The 26,303-nt window shown below is 34.2% G+C and carries 23 protein-coding genes and 2 riboswitches; of the genes, 1 reads left to right on the top strand and 22 read right to left on the bottom strand.

The annotated features are described in order from the left end of the window. Positions 1-98: 98 nt before the first annotated feature. The 13 genes from NLG42_RS07280 to NLG42_RS07220 all read right to left on the bottom strand — a co-directional run bounded on the left by NLG42_RS07280 (position 99) and on the right by NLG42_RS07220 (position 16,393). Positions 99-752: a class I SAM-dependent methyltransferase gene (locus NLG42_RS07280; RefSeq protein ID WP_257683365.1), complete on the bottom strand. Its 654-nt coding sequence runs from the start codon at positions 750-752 to the stop codon at positions 99-101. A 141-nt stretch (positions 753-893) separates the two neighbouring features. Next, complete coding sequence (gene metF / locus NLG42_RS07275; protein WP_089057480.1) at positions 894-1,850, bottom strand: methylenetetrahydrofolate reductase [NAD(P)H]; 957 nt, start codon at positions 1,848-1,850, stop codon at positions 894-896. A 161-nt stretch (positions 1,851-2,011) separates the two neighbouring features. Further along, on the bottom strand, positions 2,012-4,687 hold the full coding sequence (gene metH / locus NLG42_RS07270; protein WP_257683364.1) for a methionine synthase: 2,676 nt from the start codon (positions 4,685-4,687) through the stop codon (positions 2,012-2,014). Between the two features lie 262 nt (positions 4,688-4,949). Further along, entirely contained in the window at positions 4,950-5,369 is a 420-nt protein-coding gene (locus NLG42_RS07265; protein ID WP_257683363.1) for a hypothetical protein, read from the bottom strand. 67 nt (positions 5,370-5,436) lie between these two features. Further along, entirely contained in the window at positions 5,437-6,441 is a 1,005-nt protein-coding gene (locus NLG42_RS07260; RefSeq protein WP_257683362.1) for a homocysteine S-methyltransferase family protein, read from the bottom strand. A gap of 329 nt (positions 6,442-6,770) precedes the next feature. Beyond that, a riboswitch (SAM riboswitch) is annotated at positions 6,771-6,887 on the bottom strand. A gap of 362 nt (positions 6,888-7,249) precedes the next feature. Continuing rightward, positions 7,250-8,302 (bottom strand): NAD(P)/FAD-dependent oxidoreductase, encoded by a 1,053-nt coding sequence (locus NLG42_RS07255; RefSeq protein ID WP_089057475.1) that lies wholly within the window; start codon positions 8,300-8,302, stop codon positions 7,250-7,252. Positions 8,303-8,454: 152 nt separating this feature from the next. Further along, positions 8,455-9,036, bottom strand: coding sequence for a precorrin-2 dehydrogenase/sirohydrochlorin ferrochelatase family protein (locus NLG42_RS07250; protein ID WP_089057474.1), 582 nt, complete (start codon positions 9,034-9,036; stop codon positions 8,455-8,457). Between the two features lie 280 nt (positions 9,037-9,316). Continuing rightward, the gene (gene cobA, locus NLG42_RS07245; RefSeq protein ID WP_257683361.1) at positions 9,317-10,090 is read right to left on the bottom strand and encodes a uroporphyrinogen-III C-methyltransferase; all 774 of its coding nucleotides are present in this window, start codon (positions 10,088-10,090) and stop codon (positions 9,317-9,319) included. Next, positions 10,083-12,173, bottom strand: a complete 2,091-nt coding sequence (locus tag NLG42_RS07240) for a HEPN domain-containing protein (protein ID WP_257683360.1) — start codon at positions 12,171-12,173, stop codon at positions 10,083-10,085. The genes cobA and NLG42_RS07240 overlap by 8 nt, the downstream gene beginning before the upstream one ends. An 84-nt stretch (positions 12,174-12,257) precedes the next feature. After that, positions 12,258-13,502, bottom strand: coding sequence for a sulfate adenylyltransferase subunit 1 (locus tag NLG42_RS07235; RefSeq protein WP_089057471.1), 1,245 nt, complete (start codon positions 13,500-13,502; stop codon positions 12,258-12,260). A 134-nt stretch (positions 13,503-13,636) separates the two neighbouring features. Beyond that, the gene (gene cysD, locus NLG42_RS07230) at positions 13,637-14,536 is read right to left on the bottom strand and encodes a sulfate adenylyltransferase subunit CysD (RefSeq protein ID WP_035645595.1); all 900 of its coding nucleotides are present in this window, start codon (positions 14,534-14,536) and stop codon (positions 13,637-13,639) included. 218 nt (positions 14,537-14,754) lie between these two features. Beyond that, the gene (locus NLG42_RS07225; protein ID WP_257683359.1) at positions 14,755-15,465 is read right to left on the bottom strand and encodes a phosphoadenylyl-sulfate reductase; all 711 of its coding nucleotides are present in this window, start codon (positions 15,463-15,465) and stop codon (positions 14,755-14,757) included. Between the two features lie 25 nt (positions 15,466-15,490). Next, positions 15,491-16,393: a sulfite exporter TauE/SafE family protein gene (locus NLG42_RS07220; protein WP_257683358.1), complete on the bottom strand. Its 903-nt coding sequence runs from the start codon at positions 16,391-16,393 to the stop codon at positions 15,491-15,493. Between the two features lie 303 nt (positions 16,394-16,696). Here NLG42_RS07220 and NLG42_RS07215 point away from each other — a divergent pair, with 303 nt between their 5' ends. Then, on the top strand, positions 16,697-17,479 hold the full coding sequence (locus NLG42_RS07215) for a sulfite exporter TauE/SafE family protein (protein WP_089057468.1): 783 nt from the start codon (positions 16,697-16,699) through the stop codon (positions 17,477-17,479). Between the two features lie 73 nt (positions 17,480-17,552). On the opposite strand, the gene NLG42_RS07210 is transcribed toward NLG42_RS07215, so the two are convergent. From NLG42_RS07210 to NLG42_RS07170, 9 genes are all read right to left on the bottom strand, one after another. After that, the gene (locus NLG42_RS07210; RefSeq protein WP_089052586.1) at positions 17,553-17,963 is read right to left on the bottom strand and encodes an RrF2 family transcriptional regulator; all 411 of its coding nucleotides are present in this window, start codon (positions 17,961-17,963) and stop codon (positions 17,553-17,555) included. Positions 17,964-18,106: 143 nt separating this feature from the next. Next, positions 18,107-18,613, bottom strand: a complete 507-nt coding sequence (locus tag NLG42_RS07205; protein ID WP_257683357.1) for an RDD family protein — start codon at positions 18,611-18,613, stop codon at positions 18,107-18,109. Positions 18,614-18,774: 161 nt separating this feature from the next. Then, the gene (locus NLG42_RS07200) at positions 18,775-19,947 is read right to left on the bottom strand and encodes a trans-sulfuration enzyme family protein (protein WP_089057466.1); all 1,173 of its coding nucleotides are present in this window, start codon (positions 19,945-19,947) and stop codon (positions 18,775-18,777) included. 110 nt (positions 19,948-20,057) lie between these two features. Continuing rightward, positions 20,058-20,483, bottom strand: a complete 426-nt coding sequence (locus NLG42_RS07195) for an OsmC family protein (protein WP_089057465.1) — start codon at positions 20,481-20,483, stop codon at positions 20,058-20,060. Between the two features lie 16 nt (positions 20,484-20,499). Beyond that, complete coding sequence (locus NLG42_RS07190; protein WP_470303274.1) at positions 20,500-21,075, bottom strand: DUF3592 domain-containing protein; 576 nt, start codon at positions 21,073-21,075, stop codon at positions 20,500-20,502. Positions 21,076-21,189: 114 nt separating this feature from the next. Continuing rightward, positions 21,190-21,747, bottom strand: a complete 558-nt coding sequence (locus NLG42_RS07185; RefSeq protein WP_099717603.1) for a hypothetical protein — start codon at positions 21,745-21,747, stop codon at positions 21,190-21,192. Positions 21,748-21,792: 45 nt separating this feature from the next. After that, on the bottom strand, positions 21,793-24,207 hold the full coding sequence (gene thrA / locus NLG42_RS07180) for a bifunctional aspartate kinase/homoserine dehydrogenase I (protein ID WP_099717604.1): 2,415 nt from the start codon (positions 24,205-24,207) through the stop codon (positions 21,793-21,795). A gap of 1 nt (position 24,208) precedes the next feature. Further along, positions 24,209-25,192 carry an alpha/beta fold hydrolase gene (locus NLG42_RS07175; RefSeq protein WP_257683356.1) on the bottom strand — a complete coding sequence of 328 codons (984 nt, stop codon included), beginning with the start codon at positions 25,190-25,192 and terminating at the stop codon, positions 24,209-24,211. Positions 25,193-25,269: 77 nt separating this feature from the next. Further along, positions 25,270-25,378: riboswitch (SAM riboswitch) on the bottom strand. Between the two features lie 187 nt (positions 25,379-25,565). Continuing rightward, entirely contained in the window at positions 25,566-25,760 is a 195-nt protein-coding gene (locus tag NLG42_RS07170; protein ID WP_089052578.1) for a hypothetical protein, read from the bottom strand. Positions 25,761-26,303: the final 543 nt, after the last annotated feature.

The following is a 26,303-nucleotide window of genomic DNA, read 5'->3' as shown; positions in this document are numbered from 1 at the left end:
AAAGCACTTTAAGATCTGCTATAGTTAATAATTCTGCCACAGATTTAAAAGATTTTTTTAATCTGTGTTAATCCATTTAATCTGTGGCAAAAAAACTTTTATTTTTCTAGAACTATAGTAGTAAAAGCTCTATCTACTAATTCGCCTGTTTTACTCTTTACTTTTTCAGTCTGTGTTTCTGAGTAAACAATTTTAAAAGGCGATTTCTTAATTAATTCTTGTGCTTTTTCAGTACTGTATAATTCGAATTCAAATTGAGTAAACGGAAGCTTCCTCATGAAATCTTCTTCCGCAAATGTTAAGCAGAAATTCCCATTCGGCTTTAGTACTCTGTAAATCTCTACTAATAATTCTTCTGGCTTCTGCCAAAAATAAATTGTATTTACCGTAAATATTTTATCAAAAAAATCATTTTCAAACGGAATTTTATTTCCGTCATAAAGCGAAAAGAAAGCTTGTTTTTGAGAAACAAAATTTCGATTAATCTGGCGCGCTTCCTGAAACATTAGTTCGGACATTTCCAGTCCGTAGTATTTCAGATTTTCAGCTTGTTCGAATAAAAATTCTACGTGTCCCGCATTTCCGTGACCCAATTCTAGAATTTTATTTTCGTTTGATATATTCAGATTTTGAATCGAATGGCGTGTCATATTGATGTTCGTTTCGTTCATCATATTTCCCATTTCGATTCCTTTTTCTCCTGTTGGAAGTTTTAACTGAGAGGCTATGGCTTGTAGTTCTTCTTGTTTCATTACGCGAAAATTTTAAACTTCTAAATTAAACAAAATCCTTCAGCATTATTATCATTTGGAATCAGATTTCCAACTAACGCTTAGTTTGTCATTTCGACGAAGAAGAAATGACAAACTTGTGTTATATCTAATAGAAAACTCTTAAAAAACCTGACTTGCGATCTGACGAATATTCTCTGATTTACCCATTGAATAATAGTGTAAAACAGGAACTCCGGCAGCTTTTAATTCAAGTGACTGCTGAATCGCCCATTCGATTCCGACTTGCTTGATTTCAGCGTTATTTTTGCATTTATAAACTGCATCGATTAAATCTTCGGGTAAATCGATTCTGAAAATTTGAGGTAAAATTTGTAAATGTCTTTGTACGGCAATTGGTTTAATTCCTGGAATAATTGGGATTGTAATACCTATTTCTCTCGCCTTTTCTACAAAAGCAAAATATTTCGCATTATCAAAAAACATTTGCGTTACCACATAATCTGCTCCCGCATCTACTTTTTCTTTTAATCTTTTTAAATCAGATTGTAATGATGGTGATTCTAAATGCTTTTCAGGATAACCCGCAACACCAATACAGAAATCAGCCTTGTTATCAATATCCATCACTTCATGAAGATATTTTCCACAATTCAAATCATTAATTTGTTTAACCAAATCAATCGCAAAATGATTTCCGCCAGCTTTTGGCACAAAAGATTGTTCATCTTTCATGGCGTCACCACGAAGCGCCATCACATTATTAATTCCTAAATACTGACAATCAACCAGCATATATTCGGTTTCTTCCTGTGTAAATCCGCCGCAAAGTAAATGCGGAACGGTGTCTACGTTGTATTTATGTTTTATAGAAGCACAAATTCCAAGCGTTCCCGGACGCATACGAGTCAGTTTTTTATCTAAAAGTCCGTTGCCTTTGTCTATATAAATATATTCTTCGCGCGAAGTTGTTACGTCAATAAACGGCGGTTGAAACTCCATTAACGGGTCAATATTATCGTATAATTCTTGAATACTTTTTCCTTTTTGAGGCGGAATAAGTTCAAATGAGAATAATGTTTTTCCTTTGGCGTTTTCTATATGCTCTGTTACTTTCATTTCTTAAGTTATGAGTTATGATTATGTTTTTGAATCGTTTGTGTAAAAAATCTGAAATCAAAAACTTAAATCAAATATTTGTTCTTTCAAGTTTAAAGTTCCAGGTTTCAAGTTGCTGTACAGAACTTGAAACTTTAAACCTGAAACCTGAAACTTTTTTGTTAATCTGCTATATTAGGATTTAACCATTTCATGGCATAATCCGTTGGGACATTACGTCGTTTAGCGTAATCTACTACCTGATCCTCTTTTATTTTTCCGAGTCCGAAATACCTGCTTTTCGGATTTCCAAAATAGTATCCTGAAACCGATGAAGCCGGCCACATTGCCATACTTTCCGTTAAAGTCACTCCAATTTCTTCGGCTACATTTAAAAGCTTCCAAATTGTTGGTTTCTCTAAGTGATCTGGACAAGCTGGATAACCTGGAGCTGGACGAATTCCTTTATAATTTTCTTTAATCAATTCTTCGTTGCTTAAAGATTCTTCTCTATCATAACCCCAAAAATCTTTACGAACTTTTTCGTGAAGATATTCGGCGAAAGCCTCAGCAAAACGATCGGCAAGTGCTTTAACCATAATCGAATTGTAATCGTCTAAGTTCTTCTCATATTCCGCCGCCCATTCATCTACACCAAAACCTGTTGTCACACAAAAAGCTCCCATATAATCTGTTATTCCGCTTTCTTTTGGCAGAATAAAATCGGCTAAAGCGATGTTTGGAGCGCCTTTTGTTTTTTGTGACTGCTGACGAAGTGTTAAGAATTTCTCCAAAACTTTTCCGTTTTCGTCACGCAATTCAATATCGTCATCATCAACCTGATTCGCAGGAAAAATTCCGTAAATACCTTTTGCTTTTAGTTTTTTCTCTTCTAAAATAACTTTCAGCATTGCCTGAGCATCAGCAAAAACAGAAGTTGCTTGTTCGCCCACAACCTCATCCGTTAAAATCGCAGGATATTTCCCGTACAATTCCCACGTTTGAAAAAATGGCGTCCAGTCGATATACGGAACCAAAACATCCAGTTCTATTTCTATAGTTTGTTTGCCAATTACTTTTGGTTTAGTCGGAGTATATTCTGACCAATCCAATGGTAATTTATTTTTACGGGCATCTTCAATCGTAAGGAAGTTTTTATCTCTTGAACGATTTAAGAATGTTTCTCTAAATGAATCGTATTCGGCACGAATATCTGCTGCATATATTTTTCTATTATGATCTAACAGATTTCCTGCAACAGTAACAGCTCTCGAAGCATCGTTTACGTGAATTACAGTTTCTTTGTACTGTGGTGCAATTTTCACGGCAGTATGCGCGCGCGAAGTTGTTGCCCCGCCAATCATAATAGGGATTTTAATTCCTTGTTTGTCTAGTTCTTTAGCCAAATACACCATTTCGTCAAGCGAAGGCGTAATTAATCCGCTTAATCCGATAATGTCAACTTCATGTTCGATCGCCGCCGCAATAATTTTTTCCGGAGGCACCATAACACCAAGATCTACAATCTCGTAATTGTTACAAGCCAAAACTACCGAAACAATGTTTTTACCAATATCGTGAACGTCACCTTTTACAGTTGCCATCAGGATTTTTCCGTTTCCTTGTTTGTCGCCAGCTTGTTTACTTGCTTCAATATAAGGCAATAAATAAGCCACCGCTTTTTTCATTACACGTGCCGATTTTACAACCTGAGGCAAGAACATTTTTCCGCTTCCGAATAAATCTCCAACGACATTCATTCCCGTCATCAAATTGATTTCGATAACTTCGATTGGTTTTGTTGCTGCCAAACGCGCTTCTTCAACATCTTCTTCAATAAAAGCATCAATTCCTTTTACTAACGAATGTGTAATACGCTCTTGAACTGTTCCAAAACGCCATTCTTGAACGGCCTTTTCATCTGATTTTACTTCGCCTTTTACGTTTTCAGCAAAATCCAAAAGTCGTTCTGTAGCATCGTCGCGTCTATCTAAAATTACGTCTTCAACGTGTTCTAATAAGTCTTTCGGAATATCATCATAAATCGTCAACATCTCTGGATTTACGATTCCCATCGTCATTCCGTTTTTAATCGCGTGGTATAAAAACACGGAGTGCATCGCTTCACGAACGGTATCATTTCCTCTAAAAGAGAACGAAACGTTACTTACTCCACCGCTAATATGTGCGTGTGGAAGATTCTCACGAACCCATTTTGTTCCTCTAAAAAAGTCCAACGCGTTCAATCTATGCTCTTCCATTCCCGTTGCAACTGGGAAAATATTCAAATCGAAAATAATATCTTGCGGAGGAAACCCTACTTTGTTGACCAAAATATCATACGAACGCTGACAAATCTCCACTCGACGATCGTAATTATCGGCCTGACCAACTTCGTCAAAAGCCATAATAATTGCCGCCGCTCCGTAACGTTTGATTAGTCGCGCATGGTGAATAAAAGCTTCTTCGCCTTCTTTTAACGAAATCGAGTTTACAACGCTTTTTCCTTGTACTACTTTCAGACCCGCTTCAATGATTTCCCATTTCGAACTGTCGATCATAATCGGCACTCTCGAAATGTCTGGTTCTGCAGCAATTAAATTCAAAAATTTAGTCATTGCCTGAACACCGTCAAGCATTCCTTCATCCATATTAATATCGATGATCTGTGCTCCACCTTCAACTTGTTGTCTTGCAATATCAAGCGCCTCGTCATATTTCTCTTCCTTGATTAAGCGAAGGAATTTTCTTGAACCCGTCACATTCGTACGCTCGCCAACATTCACGAAAACACTTTCGGGCGTAATAATCAACGGTTCTAATCCTGATAATACAAGGTCTCTTCTTTTTTCTGTCATTTTCTTCAATTTTCAACGGAATAAATTCCGTTGCTACAATATGTTTAGTTCCTCCGGAACTTTTATTCAACGTCTTGCTTGTCTTTGCGAAGAACGAAGCAATCTCATTCTACTATTCTAATCTTGTTTTGGGCGTGTTTCGCCGCGGCGAACCGGGCTATCCGTTACAAGTCCTCGCTCTTCCTTCGTCAGGCTGTGGGCTTTTCACTTCTATCCCTCACGCAAACTCGGTTTCACAATGACGTTTTGTTTTTCACCGAAATCATTTCCACTTTGATTTTTCTAAATATTTACCCGTTGCACCATCATCATATTCATAGTATTTAGTTTTGATAAAACCCGCTTTAACGAGTGCTAAAGAATCCGGTTTTAACTCCTCTTCTAAGAAAATTTCATTTTCTTCAGGTTTAATCAAATCGTACTTTACTCTATAAAACTTATTTATCTCTTTGTATAAACTATTATGGCGTGACCTATTTCCAATTTTTCCTAAAATCTTCCTATTTGTATAAAAATAATATCTTAAAACTTTGTCTTCTCTGAAACCTTCGTTTATAGTTACTAACGCAATTGTTTCGCCTTTGAAAGATTTTCTATAATCATCTTGCTGAATATTATCATATACTTGATATATTAGTAAGCCAGCTACCATAAATAAAAAAATAGTCTTCCAATTATTCATTCCGCTTTACTATTATTTTTTTGCTTTCTAAGAATAACTTTTTCTTCATTTTCAAACTTCAAGAAAATTAAGCAACAACCGGCGCCACTCTCGGCTTATAATCCTTCGCAACCTCAGCCATTAATCGAATATGATCTGGAGTTGTTCCGCAGCAACCACCAATGATATTAATCAAATTATCATCTAAATATTCTTTGATGAAAGCCTGAGTTTGTTCTGGTGTTTCATCGTATTGTCCGAATGCATTTGGCAATCCTGCATTTGGATGCGCCGAAACATTAAAGCTTGTATTATGTGCTAATGTTTTTAAATATGGTTTCAACAAATCGGCTCCAAGGGCGCAATTGAATCCCACGCTTAATAACGGAATATGCGAAACTGAAATCAAAAATGCTTCAACTGTCTGTCCTGAAAGTGTTCTTCCCGAAGCATCTGTAATCGTTCCTGAAACCATGATTGGAATATCAAGATTACGTTCTTCTTTTACTTCTTCGATAGCAAAAAGTGCTGCTTTTGCATTTAAGGTATCGAAAATCGTTTCTACTAAAAGTAAATCACAGCCACCGTCCATTAAGGCTTCTGCTTGTTGTTTGTAAGCGATTCTCAAATCATCAAACGTTACGGCTCTGTAACCCGGATCATTTACATCTGGAGACATACTTGCCGTTCTGTTCGTCGGTCCGATTGAACCGGCTACAAAACGAGGTTTTTCTGGATTTTTCGCGGTAAACTCATCAGCTACTTGTCTTGCGATTTTTGCTGATTCGTAGTTTAACTCGTAAACCAAATCTTCCATGTGATAATCGGCCATACCGATTGTCGTTCCTGAAAAAGTGTTAGTTTCTACAATGTCAGCGCCGGCTTCGTAATAAGCGGCGTGGACATCGCGGATTGCATGTGGTTGTGTTATGGATAGTAAATCGTTATTTCCTTTTAACGGATGCGGAAAATCTTTGAAACGCTCTCCCCTGAAATCTTCTTCTGAGAAATTATAGCGCTGCAGCATTGTTCCCATTGCTCCATCAAGGATTAGGATATTTTTTTTTATTGCTTCTTGTATTGTAATTGCCATATTTTTTTGTTTTAGCTGCTAAGATTCTAAGATGCTAAGTTTTTTTATTATGATTGTGAAGGCTCTTTTAGACCCGGCAGGTTTTAAAAACCTTTCGGTCTAGCCTTCGATATTTTTTTACATTAATCCCAAAAGTGCACTATGCCGACTCATTAGCCCCGATTGAAGTGGAAATTATTTTATCAGCCGCGGCGGATAAAATGATTGCAACGAAAAGCGGGAACTATTGACTGCAAAAATGGGCCAATGATTCGCTCCTGATACAGAATCTGTTTCAGTAAATATTATATGTTATCGAGAAAAGTTTTGAGAAATACGAGTATGTATTTGTGTTATCTATCTTTAATACTGGAAAATGTCGTATAAAGTAGAATTTAGCACCTTCTTTATGATAAAGGGTTGCTAAGGTTTCATCGGGTCTATCCCTCCGCCTTTCGTGATAACTGACAATAATTTTAAGAACAGTGCAAAGGTATGAAATAGCCTTTCGATTTGCAAATGTTTTTTTTCTAAGGTGCTGAGCAGTTAAGATGCTAAGATTCTAAGGCTTTGACCTTTTACGTGATTTAGATCCAGGGGAGCATAATATTTATAGAAAAACATTCAGCAATCAAACTAAAGCTCCAGCGGAGCGACACATCTCAAAGATGTTGCTCCGCTGGAGTTTTTTACAGACGGAATTATTTCTTTTCTGTAAATATTTCATCCCTCTGGGATTCTGCATGATGAAAAAAAAGCCCAAACTTTTAAAGTTTGAGCTTTTGTATATAAAAATCTTAGCATCTTAGTCCCTTAGAACCTTAGCAACTTAGACTATCGCTTTCACAACTGCTTTTGGTGCTTCTTTACGAGTTCCGTCGAAACCATCTACACCAGAAACTGTTGTATATTTCAACACATATTTTTTACCTGGATTGATGATTTGGTACGCAGCTTGACACATTAATGTTGCTTCGTGGAAACCACAAAGGATCAACTTTAATTTTCCTGGGTACGTGTTTACGTCTCCAATTGCAAAGATTCCTGGAATGTTTGTTTGGTAATCTAATGCATTATTTACTTTAATTGCATTTTTCTCAATTTCTAGTCCCCAGTCTCCAATTGGACCTAATTTTGGCGTTAATCCAAATAGTGGAATGAAATAATCAGTTTCGATTTTACGGTGTGCTCCGTTTTCTTCGATATCTAATGACTCGATGTGTTCAGCACCATTAATTCCGATAACTTCTGCCGGCGTAATTAATTTAATTTTTCCTGCAGTTTTTAATTCTTGTACTTTTTCTACAGAATCTAAAGCACCTCTAAATTCGTTTCTTCTATGAATTAAAGTAACTTCTGAAGCTACATTTGCCAAGAAAATACTCCAGTCTAATGCTGAATCTCCTCCTCCTGCAATTACAACTCTTTTGTCTCTAAATTTTTCAGGATTTTTGATGAAGTATTTTACCCCTTTATTTTCATAAAACTCGATATCTTCGATAAGTGGTTTACGAGGCTCAAAACTTCCTAAACCTCCAGCGATTGCAATAACCGGTGCATGAAATTTAGTTCCTTTATTTGAGGTAACAATAAAACTTCCGTCTTCTTGTTTTTCTATTGTTTCAGCACGCTCGCCTAATGTATAACCTGGCTCAAATTGCTTAATTTGTTCTTGAAGGTTATCAATTAAATCTCCTGCTAAAACTTCTGGAAAACCAGGAATATCATAAATAGGTTTTTTAGGATACAATTCTGATAGTTGTCCTCCTGCTTGTGGAAGAGCATCTAAAATGTGACATTTTAATTTTAATAATCCTGCCTCGAAAACGGCAAATAAACCTGTTGGTCCTGCTCCAATTATAAGTATATCTGTTTTAATCATTATGCTTGTTGTTTATAATCATTCTTAATAATACAAAGAAACGAATAATTTATTCTACTAACAATGATTTTTATCATTATTCATTTCTCCTCTTTCGTCCATCGGGTTGAAACCCGATGCTACAATATAAATTGTTCCTTCGGAACTTTTTATTATTCTTTATTTCTTAATGAATCGGTTATCTCGTTCATTCTTTTAACCTTTTCTTCAAAATTACCTTTTAAAGTTTTGCGATATTCATTCAAATTTTCAACCATTTGATTGATATCCTCTGGAATTACTTCTTCGAAAAACTCCCGAAGCCTTTTTGCCGTTGTCGGCGATTTTCCGTTGGTCGAAATTGCAATTTTCACATTTCCTTTTGTTACGATTCCACCTAAATAATAATCACATAAATCGGGCGTGTCGGCAATATTGCAAATCAAATAACGTTTTCTGGCCAAATCGTAAACTCTTTTATTCACTTTTAAATTGTCTGTACAGGCAATTACCATGTGACGCTTTTTGAGCATTTTCTTTTTGAACTTCGCTTCCGTCAATTTAATTGAAGGATGGTTTTCTGCTAAAACTTTAATTTCTAAATGAAAATCAGGCGCTACAACCTCAACATTCGCATTTGGACTTGACTTTAGCAAGAAAGAAAGCTTTTCCAAACCTACATTTCCTCCGCCCACAATTAAAACGTTCAGATTATGAAGTTTTAAAAATATGGGATATAATTCGTTCTGTTCCATTTTAATTTAATTACATCTAATCAAAATTAGATGATTTTTTAATGAATATGGAATTAAATATCCATTCGTTCTCGAGGTTGAAACCTCGGGCTATGTTTTTCAATCTTTCGTTTATTCCCCATATTAAAATCCAGCGCTATGTTATTTGCATCATCTCCCCGGGTTAAAACCCGGCGCTACAATATAAATTGTTCCTTCGGAACGCTAAAATCTAACTTTATTCCTATTCGTACATCGGGTTGAAACCCGACGCTACAATATAAATTGTTCCTTCGGAACTTTATCTTGCGATTTCCTTTGATAGAAATTCTTCGTAAAATCCTTTTAATTTATTACTTTCTCTTACAACTTCTCCAAGAACAATAATCGCTGGTGAACCTAATTCTTTTTCTTTTACAATATTTAGAATCGAATCTACTGTTCCAACTCCAACTTTTTCCTCCGAAGTTGTTCCGTTTTGAATAATCGCTACAGGCAGATTTCCTTTATCTTCTTTTTGAAACAAATCGATGATTTGAGATAATTTGTGCATTCCCATTAAAATCACAACCGTTGCCGAAGATTGTGCCGCTAAAGCTACATCTGAAGATAATTTTCGGTCAGAAGTTGTTCCGGTAATCGCCCAAAAGCTTTCTGAAACGCCTCTTTTTGTAATTGATATTCCCTGACTTGCAGGAACCGCCGCAACTGATGAAATTCCAGGAACTACAATAGTTTCAATTCCGAAACTTTCTGCAAATTCTACTTCTTCGCTTCCTCTTCCAAAAATAAACGGATCACCACCTTTTAACCGAACTACATTTCCATAAGTCAGCGCATTATCCACAATCAATTGATTGATCTGATCCTGCGTATAAGCATGATTTCCGATTCTTTTTCCAACAAAAACTCTAATTGCATTTTTGGGTGCATAATCCAGAATTTCTTCGTTAGCCAAAGCGTCGTATAAAACCACATTAGCTTCAGCCAATGCTTTTACAGCTTTGAGCGTAAGTAAATCAGGATCACCCGGACCTGCACCAACTAAAGTTATTTTGGGTTTTATATTAAGCATTTTCTAATTCCTGAGCTCTGAAAGTTTCAATTTTATCAAAGAAAACTACCGCTTGAGCGATGTAATCTTTAGCGAAAGCTTCTGATGGTTCATTTTTATTGATTTGGTAAACCAAGTCTTTAAAAGTTGAGTTTAATTCGATTTTATTATTTTCAACAAAAACAGTATCAAACAGGTCTACAATTCCTGCGTGGTGATTTGTTTTTTGGTTTTCTGACAACAACAAAGCTTTTGCTCCATTTACAAATCCTGCGTAAGCATGATAAATAGCGTCTGACCATTTTTGGTTATCAAAAGATTCCTGAGCTAGGATTAATTTCTCTTTAGCTTCAAACAATAAAGTCGCTACTAAATCGATCACAACTCCAGCACATTCTCCAACTCCAACTGCTTTTACGTAATTGTCTGCATTACCCCAATCCACAAAATCAGCTTCTGTTAAATTGGTTACATCTGCGAAAGGTTTTAAAATTTCATAGAAATATTTCTCTCCTTTTACATCGTAATAATTAAGGAATTTTTCTCCGTTTGCATTCGCATCAAAATCGTTTAAAATTGTGCGCAAAGCATCTGGTCCTCTACGGCTTGGAATTTTAATTACTTTATCGGCAAAACGTCCTGCTCCATTTCCTAATCTTCCTCCACCCAATAAAACTTGTAATGCCGGAGCAACCAGTTTTCCTGAGTTGATAGACATTCCCTGGAATCCAATTGCAGACATATTATGTTGTCCGCAGGCATTCATACAACCTGAAATTTTAATTTCAATTTCCTGATTGTTTAAATACTGAGGATATTCCGCGCTTAAAACTCTTTCTAATTCTTCTGCAATTCCGGTACTACTTGCAATCCCCAAGTTGCAAGTATCTGTACCCGGACATGCTGTAATATCTGCTGTCGAATTATATCCTAATTGAACAAAATCCAATTTGGCTAATTCTTGATAAAAGAAAGGTAAATTCTCTTCTTTTATATTACGTATTACAATATTTTGACGCAATGAAAAACGTAGTTCATTTGCTCCGTAATTTTTTATTAAAGCTGCTAATAATCTTGCTTTATCCGTATAAAAATCACCTAATAAAACTTTGATTCCAATAGCGTAATAACCGTCTTGTTTCTGCTTGATTACATTCGATTTTTTCCACGTTTCATAAGCTGCAGTATCTTCGATTGTAACTTGTGGAACTTCTAATAACGGCTCTGTAATTGGGCCGTCAAAAGCGGTTGTGTCAATTTCGTATGTTTCAAATGCGATGGCTTTTTTCTCTTTTTCAACTAAATCAAGGAAAACATCTCTTCCCATTTCTTTGATTAAGAATTTCATACGCGCTTTCATTCTTTTTGCACGTTCTCCGTATCTGTCGAAAATACGGATGATTCCTTCTGCTGTTGGAATGATTTCGTTTACCGGAACAAACTCCGAAAGCAATTCGGCATGCGCTGGCTGAGATCCTAAACCTCCTCCAAACATGATTTTAAAACCTTTTTGTCCGTCTTTAATTTTCGGAATAAAACCTAAATCGTGTAAATAACTCAAAGCAGTATCTTCGTCTGAAGAAGAAAACGAAATTTTGAATTTACGTCCCATTTCCTGACAAATTGGGTTTCTTAACAAATATTGAAAAAGTCCGTGTGCATAAGGCGAAACATCAAATGGTTCGTTTACGTCAACTCCAGCCAATTCGCTTCCTGTAATATTTCTGACCGTGTTTCCACAAGCTTCACGAAGCGTAATATCGTCTTTAGCCAAATCTGCCCAAAGTTCTGGTGTTCTATCTAAACTCACATAGTGAATCTGGATATCCTGACGTGTTGTAATGTGTAAACGTCCTGTAGAATACTCATCAGAAACTTGCGTGATACGCACTAATTGCTCGCTGGTAACTTTACCATAAGGCAATTTGATACGAATCATCTGAACGCCTTCCTGACGTTGCCCGTAAATTCCACGCGCTAAACGAAGACTACGAAAACGCTCATCATCAATTTTTCCTCCACGGAATAAATGAATCTTTTTTTCTAATTCGATAATCTCTCTTTGAACTACCGGATTTTCTATTTCTGTTCTAAAACTTTCCATTTCTCTAAGTTGGTTGTTTATAGTTGGTTGTTTATAGTTGGTTGTTGACAGCAGAACTATCAACTAAAAACCACAAACTATCAACTACCTGATGAATCCTACTCCTGCTGTTGTGTTTGTTGCGGTATCAATTAAAATAAAAGCTCCATTTGATTTATTGTCGTTGTAAGCGTCAAAATATAAAGGCTTGCTTAATTTGATGCTTACTTCTCCGATTTCGTTGATCGCTAATTGCGAAGCTTCTTTTGTTCCAGAATAATCAGTTGAAATTGTATTTTTGATACTTTCTACTTTTGCTAAAACTGAATTTGTATTGTGCTGCACAATGTATTTTGTTCCTGCAACCAATTTTTTACTATCCATCCAACAAACTGTTGTTGTGATTTCTTTTTCAATTTTTGGAAGTTCATCCGATTTTACAATCATATCACCTCTCGTTACATTGATATCATTTTCTAATTCGATTGTAATTGAAGAACCTGCAACGGCTTCGTCAAATGTTTTATCGAAAAAGTGAATTTTAGATACTTTTGATTCTGTTAAAGAAGGAAGAACCGTTACAGCATCTCCAACTTTAATTGAGTTTCCGTATAATTTTCCAGCGTAACCTCTAAAATCGTGGTACTCTTCTGTTTTTGGGCGAATTACGGTTTGAACTGGGAAACGTGCTTTTCCTGCTTCAAAAACATCATGAGAATGTAATCCTTCTAAATGTTCTAAAACGGTTTGTCCATCATACCAAGGCATATCTTTTGACTGATCAACAACGTTTCCACCGTTGATTGCGCTTAACGGAATATAGCTTACGTTTTGTTCTTTGAATGTACTTTTTGCATTTAATGCCTGAAAATCGGCTTTGATTTTATTGAAAACTTCTTCTGAGTAATCAACTAAATCCATTTTATTAATCGCAACAATTACTTCTTTTACTCGCAATAAATTATTGATAAAAAAGTGACGGTATGTTTGCTCAATTACACCTTTTCTGGCATCAATTAAAATGATAGAAACCTGAGAAGTCGAAGCTCCTGTAACCATGTTTCTCGTATATTCTACGTGACCCGGAGTATCGGCAATAATGTAACTTTTCTTTGCAGTCGAAAAGTAAATATGTGCAACATCAATCGTGATTCCTTGTTCTCTTTCTGCTACTAATCCGTCAGTCGCTAGTGAAAAATCAAGATAATCATATCCTTTTTGTTTACTGCTTTTTTCGATTGCTTCAATCTTATCAGTCGTCAATGATTTTGTATCATACAATAATCTCCCGATCAAAGTACTTTTTCCATCATCTACACTTCCCGCTGTTGCTATTTTTAAAACTTCCATTCTTAATATTTTGTTTCAGGTTTAATTTTTATTTCAAGTTTCAAGTTGCTTTCCCTTGAACTAAAATTTAAATCTGTATGTTTTTGTTTTCTTGATTCTAACTTTTAATTTTTAATTCTCAATTTTTAATTGCATTAAAAGTATCCTTGTTGTTTTCTCTTTTCCATTGCAGCTTCAGAACGTTTGTCATCGATTCTGGCTCCTCTTTCAGAAATTGTTGATTCTCTGATTTCTCCAACAACTTCTTCGATTGTTGCCGCATAAGATTCAACTGCTGCTGTACAACTCATATCTCCAACGGTTCTGAAGCGAACAATTCTTTCTTCGATTTGTTCGTCTTCTTCTTGGTACACAAAAGGAGAATGCGACCAGATTAAACCGTCTCTCAAAAAAACTTTTCTTTTATGTGAAAAATAGATTGATGGAATCTCGATATGTTCTTTTTCGATATAACTCCAAACATCTAATTCTGTCCAGTTTGAAATTGGGAAAACACGAACGTTTTGTCCGTTTTCGATTTTTCCATTCAAAATATCAAATAACTCAGGTCTTTGATTTTTTTCGTCCCATTGCCCGAAATCATCACGAACAGAGAAAATACGCTCTTTTGCTCTTGCTTTTTCTTCATCACGACGCGCACCACCAATACAAGCATCAAACTTAAATTCTTCAATTGCATCTAAAAGTGTTGTTGTCTGCAGGCTGTTTCTACTAGAATATTTTCCTGTTTCTTCAACCACTTTTCCTTCATCAATAGCATCCTGAACATTACGAACGATTAACTCTAAACCTAATTCTTCTACCAATTTATCTCTGAAAGCAATAGTTTCAGGGAAATTGTGTCCCGTATCAACGTGTAATAGAGGAAACGGAATCTTAGCAGGGAAAAATGCTTTTTGCGCTAAACGCACTAATGTTATAGAATCTTTTCCTCCTGAGAAAAGTAAAACTGGTTTGTCAAACTGTGAAATTACTTCTCTGAAAATATATATCGCTTCACTCTCTAAAGCGTTTGTTTTTAATACTGAACTCATTGTTTTTTTGTTTGATATTTTTTAGTTTCAAGTTTCAGGTTTTAAGTTGTGAGTTACTCTAAAACTTTACGCTATTTATTCTGTTTTCTTTATTCTTCCCCGGATTAATCCCGAAGCTTCGGGACGTACAATATGAATCCTTCCTCCGAAACTTTAATCCATATTCTATAATCTATTTTCTTGGCTCTTGCTTCTTGCCTCTTGCTTCTTACCTCTAACTACTCTTTTTTAGCACTATGCAAACCACACTCTTTATGGCTCGATTCCCAATACCATCTTCCTGCTCTAATATCTTCTCCAGGAAAAATTGCTCTGGTACAAGGAGCACATCCAATACTTACGAAACCTTGTTTGTGCAATGCATTTTGAGGAACATTGTTTTCAGACAAATATGTTTCAACCTCTTCTAAAGTCCATTTTAGCAACGGATTGAATTTTATAATTTCGAAGTTTCCATCATATTCAAACAAATGTAAATCTTGTCTGTTTTCTGATTGTTCAGCTCTTAAACCTGTAATCCAAACTGAATTTCCTGCTAAAGCTTTTCTTAACGGAACTACTTTTCGAATAAAGCAACACTCTTTTCTATTTTCAACTGAATCGTAAAAGCTGTTTGGTCCTTTTTCTTTTAGTAAATTTTCTACAGCTGCTGCTTCCGGAAAATAAACTTCGATAGGTCTTTTATACTTTTTTAATGTTTTGTGAAAAACGTCATAAGTTTCCTGAAATAATCTTCCCGTATCTAGAGTAAAAACAATAATATCAGTATTGCTTTTTGCAATAAAATCTGTAATTACCTGATCTTCCTGTCCAAAAGAAGTCGAGAAAATTACTTTCCCTGAGAATTCTTCTGCTAAAAAAACTAAGGTTTCGTCAAGCGAAAAAGCTGCAGTTTTCTCTAATAAATCTTGTACAATAATCGCACTCATAATCTCTCCTTTCTAAAATTATTACTTACAATAATTTAGATAATGTTTTTAAACTCAATAATATAATTAGAATTCCAACTACAACCATCATTGGTTTTCTTTTGATTTTATTTACCAAATATGCTGCTAATGGCGCTGAAATAACTCCTCCTAAAATCAATCCGATGATTACCTGCCAGCCATGAATCCCTCCAAAAAGCATAAATGTTATACCACTTGCAAATGAAATTGCGAACTCAGCTGCATTTACGGAACCGATAGTATATCTTGGATTTCTTCCTCTTCCTAGTAATGTTGAAGTCACAATTGGTCCCCAGCCTCCGCCGCCAACCGAATCCATAAAACCACCAAAAACAGCTAAATAACCAAGTTTTTTAGTTTTCTTTTTTACAATACTTTTCTTCAAGGCTTTTTTAATAATAATGACCGCCAAAACAATCATATATACTGCAATAAATGGTTTAATTATATCTCCATTAATAACATCTGCCAATAAATAAGCTCCTGTAATTGAACCTAAAACTCCTGGAATCAATAAATGTTTAACTAACTTTTTATTGATATTTCCAAATCGGTGATGTGAAAGTGCGGAAGCTCCTGTTGTAAACATTTCAGATACGTGAACCGCAGTACTGCTTACAACCGGCGGAACTCCATAAGCCAATAAAAATGACGTTGAAGTCGCTCCGTAACCCATTCCTAAAGTACCATCAACCAATTGAGCAAAAACTCCAATAGCAAAAAACACTAAAAATTCCTGATTGAATCCCGCTATAAAAGCATCTACAGAAAAATCAGCATAATGATTGTAAATCAAGGTTGATAGTAAACCTACTAATAAAACAACTGGTATTACAACCCAAAGCTTCTCTTTTAATGAAGCTTCAGACTTCACATCAATACTATTTATTTTCAGTTCTTTCTCCATATTAATACTATTCGATTGATTTTCAAATCCTATTACCCTATCGGGTTAATAGATTACTTTGCAAAAATACTACTTATTTCTAAAAATCAAAACAATATTATCTTTTTTTTAAAGCTCTAATTATCTAGAAATTACTGTCGTAATGTTTCAACAAATTAATTTAACAAATGAAATTAAAACTCATCTTATTTAAACAACATCTGCCTTGTAATCATTTGTTTTTTAAATACATTTTTAATCTCTACAAAATCTATAGGATAATTATAAAATTGTTATTACTTTAGCGCCAAATTTTTTTTAATTATGGATTTTCAAATAGGCCTTGTAATTGCAGGTTTAGTCGTTGGCTTTATAGTAGGACTAACCGGAGTTGGAGGCGGCTCTTTAATGACTCCCATTTTATTGTACTTTGGCATTCCACCGACTACTGCAGTTGGAACTGATTTACTTTATGCCGCATTTACTAAAGCCGGCGGAGTATTTGTTCATCATAAAAAGGGAAACATAAACTGGAAAATTACTGGCTGGCTGACTCTAGGAAGTGTTCCTGCTGCTTTGCTGACTTTATGGATATTAAACAGTATAAAAACTGATATTTCTACTATAAATTCTGTAATAAAATACAGTTTAGGCTGGGCACTTCTTTTTACATCTGTTGCAATTTTATTTAAGAAAAGGCTGTTGCGATTTTCTCAAAAACACGCAGGCGATAAATTTCACAGTGAGAGTCAAACTCAAAATATGCTGACAATTGGTATTGGAGTTTTACTTGGCGCAACTGTAACCTTAACTTCAATTGGAGCTGGAGCTTTAGGCACAGTAACTTTATTTTTCTTGTATCCGCTTTTACCAACGCCGCGTTTGGTAGGAACTGAAATCGCTCATGCCGTTCCTTTAACTTTGGTAGCCGGAATTGGTCATGCTTCGATGGGAAACTTAGACTTATTTTTATTAGGTCAATTACTTTTAGGATCTCTTCCTGGAATTTTTATGGGAAGTATGTTAAGCGGAAAAGTGCCTGATTTATTTTTAAGAAATGCCATTGCTGTTATGCTTTTTATGGCGGGATATAAATTGATATTTTAAGATAAAACAAATAAAAAAAGTCCATTTCAAAAATTATGAAATGGACTTTCTTTTATATCTAAACTAATATGTATTAAAATGCAATATCTGCTAAAGAGTTACTTTCTAATATTTTAAGTGTATTATCTCTAACTTCAGTCATTAAACGTCGGGCAGCACAAGAATCCTCATCGTCACAATCGTCGCATTTTTCATAAAAATTATGACTCGCACATGGCAGCAATGCAATTGGACCTTCAAGAATACGGTACACTTTAGCCATGCTTATATCTTTTGGATCTTTGATTAAATAATAACCTCCGCCTTTTCCTTTTTTAGCGCCCAAGAAACCTGAATTTCTTAAAAGTAATAAAATACTTTCCAGAAATTTAATCGAAATATGTTCGCTTTTCGCAATTTCGGCAATTTGTACAGGTTCGTTATTCTCGCGTCTTGCCAAATAAGTTAAAGCTTTAATTCCGTATTTTGTTTTCTTTGAAAGCATTTTTAGATTTTTGATTGCTGACTGTTTATTTTACATTCTCACTAAAATAAACAATCTTCATTGTTTTTCTGCAACAAAAATAGACTTTTTGAACGAGAATACTAACAGAATAGAAAACTATATTCTACCAAATTAGTATAGTTTTATTGATTTACTTCCTGAACTCCAATTAAATTGAACTCATGAAAGGATTTCACTTCTTCATCTAATGCTTTTTTACTCACAACATAGGTTCCAGATAATGAATCATGCCAACCTCTAGAACCTCCCAAAAAAGTAAGTGCATCAAAAGGAATTAAACGACAAAAACTTCTTTTTACAATAGTTCCAAAATCCGGTTTCTGACCATTTTCACCCACTACAATACTGCCTGTAATGTATTTTCCTATTGTTCTGCCTAATAATCCTTCCATAGCAATATAATAAATTAACGAAACTATAATTGCGACAAGATTCCATCCTAAATCACCTAAACCATTCATCCAATCAGACAATGCAGTAACATCAAGTAAGGCAGAAAGAACACCAATTGCTGCTCCAATTAGGATTAAAATGACAAAAAAGGCAAAAAGATCAATTATATAATGTAAAAAACGTGCTCCAGCTGACACTAATAATTTATCATCTAAAACGTAAGTAGAATTGCTCATTTGTAATGTGGTTTAGTAGTTGATTATTAATAACTTTTGATTTTTTAATTAACAAAAATATACTTTTTACGGACATCACAAAAAAAGAAAGATTATTTTTTAACAGTAATTAATTTACAGTTAAAAAATAATCTTTCTTTTTATATTCTAAAATCTAAATTTTAATCAAGCGCTTGCTTTAAATCGGCAATTACGTCTTCTACCGTTTCTAAACCAACTGAAACACGCACTAAACCTTGCGTAATTCCAACTGCTAATTGATCTGCTTCAGATAATTTGCTGTGCGTTGTTGATGCTGGATGAGTTACGATTGATCTAGTATCTCCAATATTAGCAGATAATGAACAAAGTTTTATTGAATTCAGGAATTTTCTTCCCGCTTCAATTCCGCCTTTAATTTCAAAAGCAATAATATTTCCACCTAATTTCATTTGCTTTTTGGCAATTTCATATTGCGGGTGCGATTTCAAGAACGGATATTTTATGCTGTTTACATTTGGATGTGCTTCTAGAAATTCGGCTACTTTTAATGCATTTTCACAATGCTTCTCTACACGAACTGCCAAAGTCTCTAAACTTTTAGATAAAACCCAAGCATTAAACGGCGATAAAGCCGGCCCTGTATTTCTTGAAAACAAATAAATCTGTCTGATTAAATCTTCACTTCCAACCGTAACTCCACCTAAAACACGTCCTTGACCGTCAATCAATTTAGTTGCTGAATGTACTACCAAATGTGCTCCAAATTTAATTGGCTGCTGAATATATGGCGTTGCAAAACAGTTGTCGATAATTAAAATCAGATTGTGTTTTTTGGCAATATCTCCCAACAATTGCAAATCGATTACATCAACTCCAGGATTTGTCGGTGACTCAGCATATAATATTTTTGTATTTGGCTTAATAAAACTTTCAATTGTTTCTGGCTTATTAATTTCAAAATAAGAAGTTTCAATGTTCCATTTTGGAAAATAAGTCATGAACAATGCATGCGTAGAACCGAAAACGCTGCTTGCAGAAACGATATGATCTCCTGCATTTAACAAAGCTGCAAAAGTCGAATAAACTGCTGCCATTCCAGTTGCGAATGCATAACCAGATTCTGCACCTTCCATTTTGCAGATTTTCTCTACAAATTCAGTTGTGTTTGGATTGCTGAAACGGCTGTAAATATTTCTTTCTTTTTCTTCTGTAAAAGAAGCTCTCATATCTTCGGCATCTTCAAATACAAAGCTTGACGATAAGTATAATGGCACTGAATGCTCTAGATACTGAGATCTTTCTAATTGTGTTCTTATGGCTTGTGTTTCAAAACCAAATTCTTCTGTATTCATTGTGTTGCTTTTGTTTTTGTTTTTCTGTTTCAAGTTTAAAGTTTCAGGTTATCACTGAACTCAAAATTCAAACCGTTAGAGAAATTATCTAATTAACTCCTTTTATAATTTTACAAAGCTTCGTTGTTTAAAACGACTTTGTATTTGATTGTTGCTGTTGGTTCTACAGTTTTGGCTACAGAACAGTATTTCTCAAAAGAAAGCTGTGCAGCACGCTGTGCTTTCTCTGGATTGATATCGCCTTCTAAATAAAAAACGACATTAATTTCTTTAAAAGGCTTTGCTTCACCAATTTGCACGCGCTCACCTTCAACCTCAGCATTAAAAGATGTAATTTCTTGACGCTGCTTTTTTAGAATCGAAATCATATCAATCGCACTGCATCCGGCAACGCCCATTAAAACTAATTCCATTGGACTAGCTCCTAAATCGCTTCCGCCAAATTCGGCTCTGCTGTCAACATCAACTACATGACCTCTTTCATTTTTTAATTTAAAATGAAACGCGTCGTTTACTCTGTTTAACGTTACTTTCATGGTATTTTTCTTTTTTTTATTCTATATCTAAATCAACATTTCTTGCTTCTAAAACATTGATTTTACTTTCTATATCTATATGAAAACAATTGCTAAATAAAATCGCGAAGCCTGCAATCCATATTATAAAAATAATCCAAGTAGCTTCTTTTGCTGTAAATCTAGGTTCATTATTTTCGTCAACACCTTTTATTACAAAAGGAAGTATGCCTAAAACTACAATAAATGAATTCCATAATATTGTAAAAATTAATAAACCAGTAATTGAATCATTCATTCCTGGAACGATCACGCTTTCTTCGTTATTAGAAGGATTCACGTAAACCAAGACTTTTTTACTGTTTTCTAATTTAGAATACAATCCGTCATGATCATCAATATTGTTCATACCATAACCAAATGCAATTCTTTTTCCTGAATACTTTTTCCCTTCAATAACATAAAGATACCTAACAATAACTTCGTGCGATACTGTACCTTTATTCGAATGGGAAGTAATATCTGTTTTTTCAATATTGGCAGAAACTGGAGTCCATCCTTTAGCTTGTAAAGCTTTAAAAATATTATACGAACTAAACGATAACGTTCCCAATCCTATCAATAGAAAAGGAATAATGAATATTAATCCACAACCCCAATTTTTTAAAAACTTTTTAATATTTATTAAATTTAATATTTACGCCTAAAAACAAATACAGATCTTAAATCACTTATCTCTTTTATCTAATTTACTCCAATATTCTAATACTTGTTTTTTAGAATCTGCATCTAATGATTTAAAATTATCCGAGAATTTATCAGTCTTAAAATCATCAGAAATACTTGACTCAATGGTATAGAATTGATCTTTTTGTGAAAAAATCAAATGAACCGACTGCTGTTTGAAAGCGGCATCATACAATCCGTAAATAAAAAGAGCGTCAACACTTTTATCTTTATTATAATCGCCAAAAGCTTTTCGGCTTCCCCAAGCTGAAATGATTCCGCTGTGATTAACTTCAAGAATAGCTTTTACAATCCATTTATCATTGACTTTTGTAAATCTCTGAAAATACATTTTGTCAGGATTAGCATTTTTTTCAATTTTCGAAAAAACAAAAACATTGTCTTCTTCTCCTACAACACTAACTTCATCTATTTGAATTGCTCGAACTCCCTTGTAAGGAAAAATTTCTTGTGTATAACTGTCTTTATTTCTGACAACATTAGAAATCTGAGCGGTCAAAATATTCGATAAAAACAGTAAAATCAGTAATTTTTTCATTCAATAAATGTTCATTAATCAGCTTCTAATAAATCTAAAATCAAATTATCCTTTATCAGACAATCTCAAAATATCACCAAAAACTCCTCTCGCTGTTACTGCAGAACCTGCACCGGCTCCTTGAATAACGATTGGACGATCTCCGTATGATTCTGTATAAATTTCGAAGAAAGAATCTGAACCTTTCAATCCGCCTAAAGCTGTATCTGAAGGAACTGAAACTAGTTTTACTTCTAGGTTTCCTTTATCATTTTGCAAATCTCCAGACAATTCACCAATATATCTTAATACGTGATTTGGTTTCTGATCCGCTTTTATTTTATCGTAAATTGGGTCAAATTCTTTTAGTTTCGTCAAGAAATCAGCAACATTTCCTTCGCGTAAATGTTCTGGAATTAAATTCTGAATTGAGATTTCTTCGAACTCATTTTGTAAATCTAATTCTCTTGCCAAGATCAATAATTTTCTTCCTACGTCATTTCCGCATAAATCTTCACGCGGATCTGGTTCTGTATATCCGTTATCAATTGCTTCTTTCAGAATTTCGCTGAACGGAACATCTTTTGCAGAGAAATTATTAAATAAATAACTTAATGTTCCTGAGAAAACTCCTTTTATTTTTGTGATGTTTTCTCCAGAAAGGTGCAACAATTTAATTGTATCAATTAATGGTAATCCTGCACCAACATTGGTTTCGTACAAATAATTCTTTTGATTTTCGGCTAGCGCTTTTCTTAGTTCTTTATAAAAACCATAGCTCAATGTATTAGCTACTTTATTAGACGAAATTAAATCGAAACTGTTTTCTACAAGCGGAATATAATTTTCGACAAAACTCGCACTTGCAGTATTATCAATTGCAATTAAATTCTCTAAATGATGCTCATTTGCATAAGTGATAATATCGTTTATGGTGTAGTTTTCTCCTTTTGTCTGAATTTCATTTTTCCAGTCTGAATTTACGCCATTTTTATTTAAAAGCACTTTTTTAGAATTTGCAATTGCAAAAACGTTCAATTTAACATCTTTGCGCTTTTCGATTGCTGATGCCGATTCTAAAATCTGATTGATTAAAGTTCCGCCTACTAAACCGTGACCGATAATTGCAATATTAATTTTTTTAGAAACTCCAAAAATCTCACCATGAATTACGTTCAGCGCTTTATTAAGTTCTGATTTTTTTACAACCAAACTTACGTTTTTACCTGTAACGGTATTGTTGAATAATATTGGAACTATTTTGTTTTTTATTAAAGCAGTGTAAGGTTTATGAAAAGTACTTAAGTCCTGCCCGATAATCGAAATTACCGAAACATTATCTGTTACTGTAATCTGATTTACATCTTTTGAATAAAAGTCGTTTTCGAATTCTTTTTCTAATTCAACTACAGCAGTTGTAGCTTTATCAGTAGCAACAACAAGTCCAATTCCTCTTTCTGAAGAACCTTGTGAAATAATGCTGACACTGATATTATGATCGCCCATTACTTTAAAAATTCTGGCATCAACTCCAGATTTCCCAAGCAATCCGCGTCCTTCAAGATTTACTAACGAAACGTTTTCTAAAACTGAAAGTGTTTTAATTCCTTCTTTGGCAGAATCTGAAGTAATTAATGTACCGCGATTTTCATGATTGAAGGTATTTAAAATACGAAGCGGAATATTTTTTTCTAATAATGGAATAATCGTTTTGGCATGCAGAATAGTGGCTCCAAAATTTGCCAGCTCATTTGCTTCGTTAAACGACAAATATTCTATTTTCTTAGCATCGGCAACTAAATCTGGATTTGCAGTGTAAATACCGTCTACGTGCGTGAAATTTTGAAGTTCTTCGGCATTTAGGTAATTTGCAATTAATGAAGCGGTATAATTACTTCCGTTTCTTCCTAAAGTTGTTGTGTCGTTATTGTTGTTTGAACCTATGAAACCTGTTACAATATTAACAGTTGAACCATTATGCTCTTTGAAATAATTGATTACATTTTTCTTTGAAAGCTGCTCTAAAGGCTGAGCATCTCCAAATTTCGAATCGGTTTTAAGCAAATCTCTTGTATCAACGAAATTGGCAGGAATTCCTTTTTCAAGCAAAATAGCCGTCAATAATTTAGCCGAAAGCAATTCTCCTTTAGACAAAATTTGATCTTTAATTTTTTTGCTGTAATCACCAATTAAGCTTACTCCTTCAAAAAGCTTATCCAAAACATTAAATTCTTCAGATAAATCTACTTGTGGATAATCTGATATTTGATATTTTTTAAAATTCTCTAATAGTTCTTTATAGCTTCCGTTTTTGGCAGCGATGCTTAAAATAAATTCTAACTCGTCTGTTGCGTTTCCACGAGCTGATACCACTACAGCAATATTTTCGCCTTGACTTACTTTATCAGAAATGATTGAAACAACTTTATTAAGTCCTTCTCCGTTTGATAATGATTTACCTCCAAATTTTAATACTTTCATTTTATTTTGCTATTGTTTCTGCCTTAAAAATATCGGCAAGTAAATGATCTAATTGTTTGTACTCTATTAAAAAAGCGTCATGTCCGTGAACAGAATCTATTTCGCTGTAGGTGACATTTTCTTTAAACTTTTTTAATTCATTATAAGTTTCCAGATTTTCTTTTGGTGTAAAAAACAAATCTGAATTGATGCCCACGATATGAATCGCTGCTTTTGTTTTAGACATTAAAGTTTCAAAATCTTCACTGTCTCTAGTAATATCGATGGTTTTAAGCAGCTGATTCATCAGTTTATAAGATGACAATTGGTATCTCTGCTGCAGTTTTTTACCATGATGCGCCAGCCAGCTTTCTATATTAAAAATCAAGAGATCTTGATTGATGGTGCGTTGAAATTTTTCTTTGAATGATTCTGGAGAGCGATAACACAACATTGCATGAATTCTGGCATCTTCTATAGGTTTTGAAGAATTGTTCAGGATTTGCTCTTGCAGATAGCAATTTGCAATCATCCAGTCTGTCGACTTCCAGTCAGTTGCTATCGGAATTAAATGTTCTGTGATATTTGGTTCTAAAGCCAAGATTTCCCAAGCAATTCCTCCTCCAACAGAACCGCCTATTATTGTAAATACCTGTTCAATATTTAGAGCTTCAAGTCCTTTTATAAAAATTCGGGCAATATCTCTAGTGGTAAAGTCTTGATAGTTTTCGATCACAAACGAATCGTTTCCGTTTCCTGGAACATTAAAGGCCAGAACGGTGTACTTGTTAGTGTCGATTGTTTTTTCTTCACCCACTAAATCATTCCACCATCCATTTTTTCCTGTAACCTGTGCATTTCCTGTTAAGGCATGATTTACCAAAACAATCGGAGCAGTAAGCAAAGGCCTGCCAGAAAGCGTAAAGCTTAACGGTAAGGATGAATAAAGTACACCACTTTCTGTGATGAAATCTTGAATTATAATGGGATTGGGTCTATTTTCCAATTTCAAATCTTTTTATTTTTGATTTGTATGTGGAAATATTAGAAAGAAAGTCTAGAGTGAAACTAGAAAAATTCTTGTTGTTATCTTTCCACGTTTGGGCGTGGTAGAATGCAGCACCTTCTTCGATTTAACGAAGGGTTGCTAAGGATTCATCGGGTCTAATCCCTCGTCCTTTCTTTATAACATTTTCAATACGTTTTTGAACTTAAAGGTGCAAATTAACTACTAATTTCTTAAACAAGCAAATTTTATCGAAATTGATTCTGCAATTTCTTAAACATAATTCAACAAAACTATTGTACGCAAAAAATTACCGAACAAACTGCTCAGTAAGTTTATGCAGGTTTTACCCTATTTTATAACACTTTTTGATTTAGATAAAAAGCGTTTCATTTTCTTTTGAATACATCAAAAACAATAATGAGTTTGGATCTTTTTTCTCCGTTTTTTTATCTGTCTCGTTTATACCGAATCTTGGGTGTACCAATTCATTTGTCGGCGGCGGCAAATTGTTTCTTTTTGTTCTTATGCTTTTCAACGTTCTTGTTAAGTAGTTTAATGTGCTCATGATATTTAAGTTTAAGTTAGTTTGCGTTTTATAATCTTTACTTTTTCTTTAATTCTTTGTTATGGTAACCAAATGGAATAAAAAAACCCTTTTGGGTTTTTAATACCAAAAGGGTTTAAGTTTTATTAGAACTTATATATACTTTTAGTATCAACAGACGCATACACAAATACGTGCGACATTAAACATCTTGTTCATCTGTAGTGACTTATTCATTTGCGATTTGACTGTTATTTTAAAAAATTCTTGCATTTGTTTGTTTTTATAAGCTTCTCGAAACTGCTGAAAATACTTCTATTGATTTTAAAATTTATTCAGCGGCTTTAACCGATGTGCATAACTATTAATTAGATTGCTAACTAATTGTATTTGATAGTATTTAGGGTCATACAAATGTGCGAATATTTTTTCAATATCGCAAACATTTCAAAAGAAAAAAGTCTTAAAAAACGTTAAAAAACAACCTTTTATCGTTAAAAAACACCCTACAAAAATGCGTTTACACAATTTACAGGTTTAATCTTACAAAAAATTAACTAACTT

It is taken from the genome of Flavobacterium plurextorum, from assembly GCF_024638035.1.
Lineage (GTDB): Bacteria > Bacteroidota > Bacteroidia > Flavobacteriales > Flavobacteriaceae > Flavobacterium > Flavobacterium plurextorum.
This window is presented reverse-complemented; position numbering and strand designations above follow the sequence as displayed.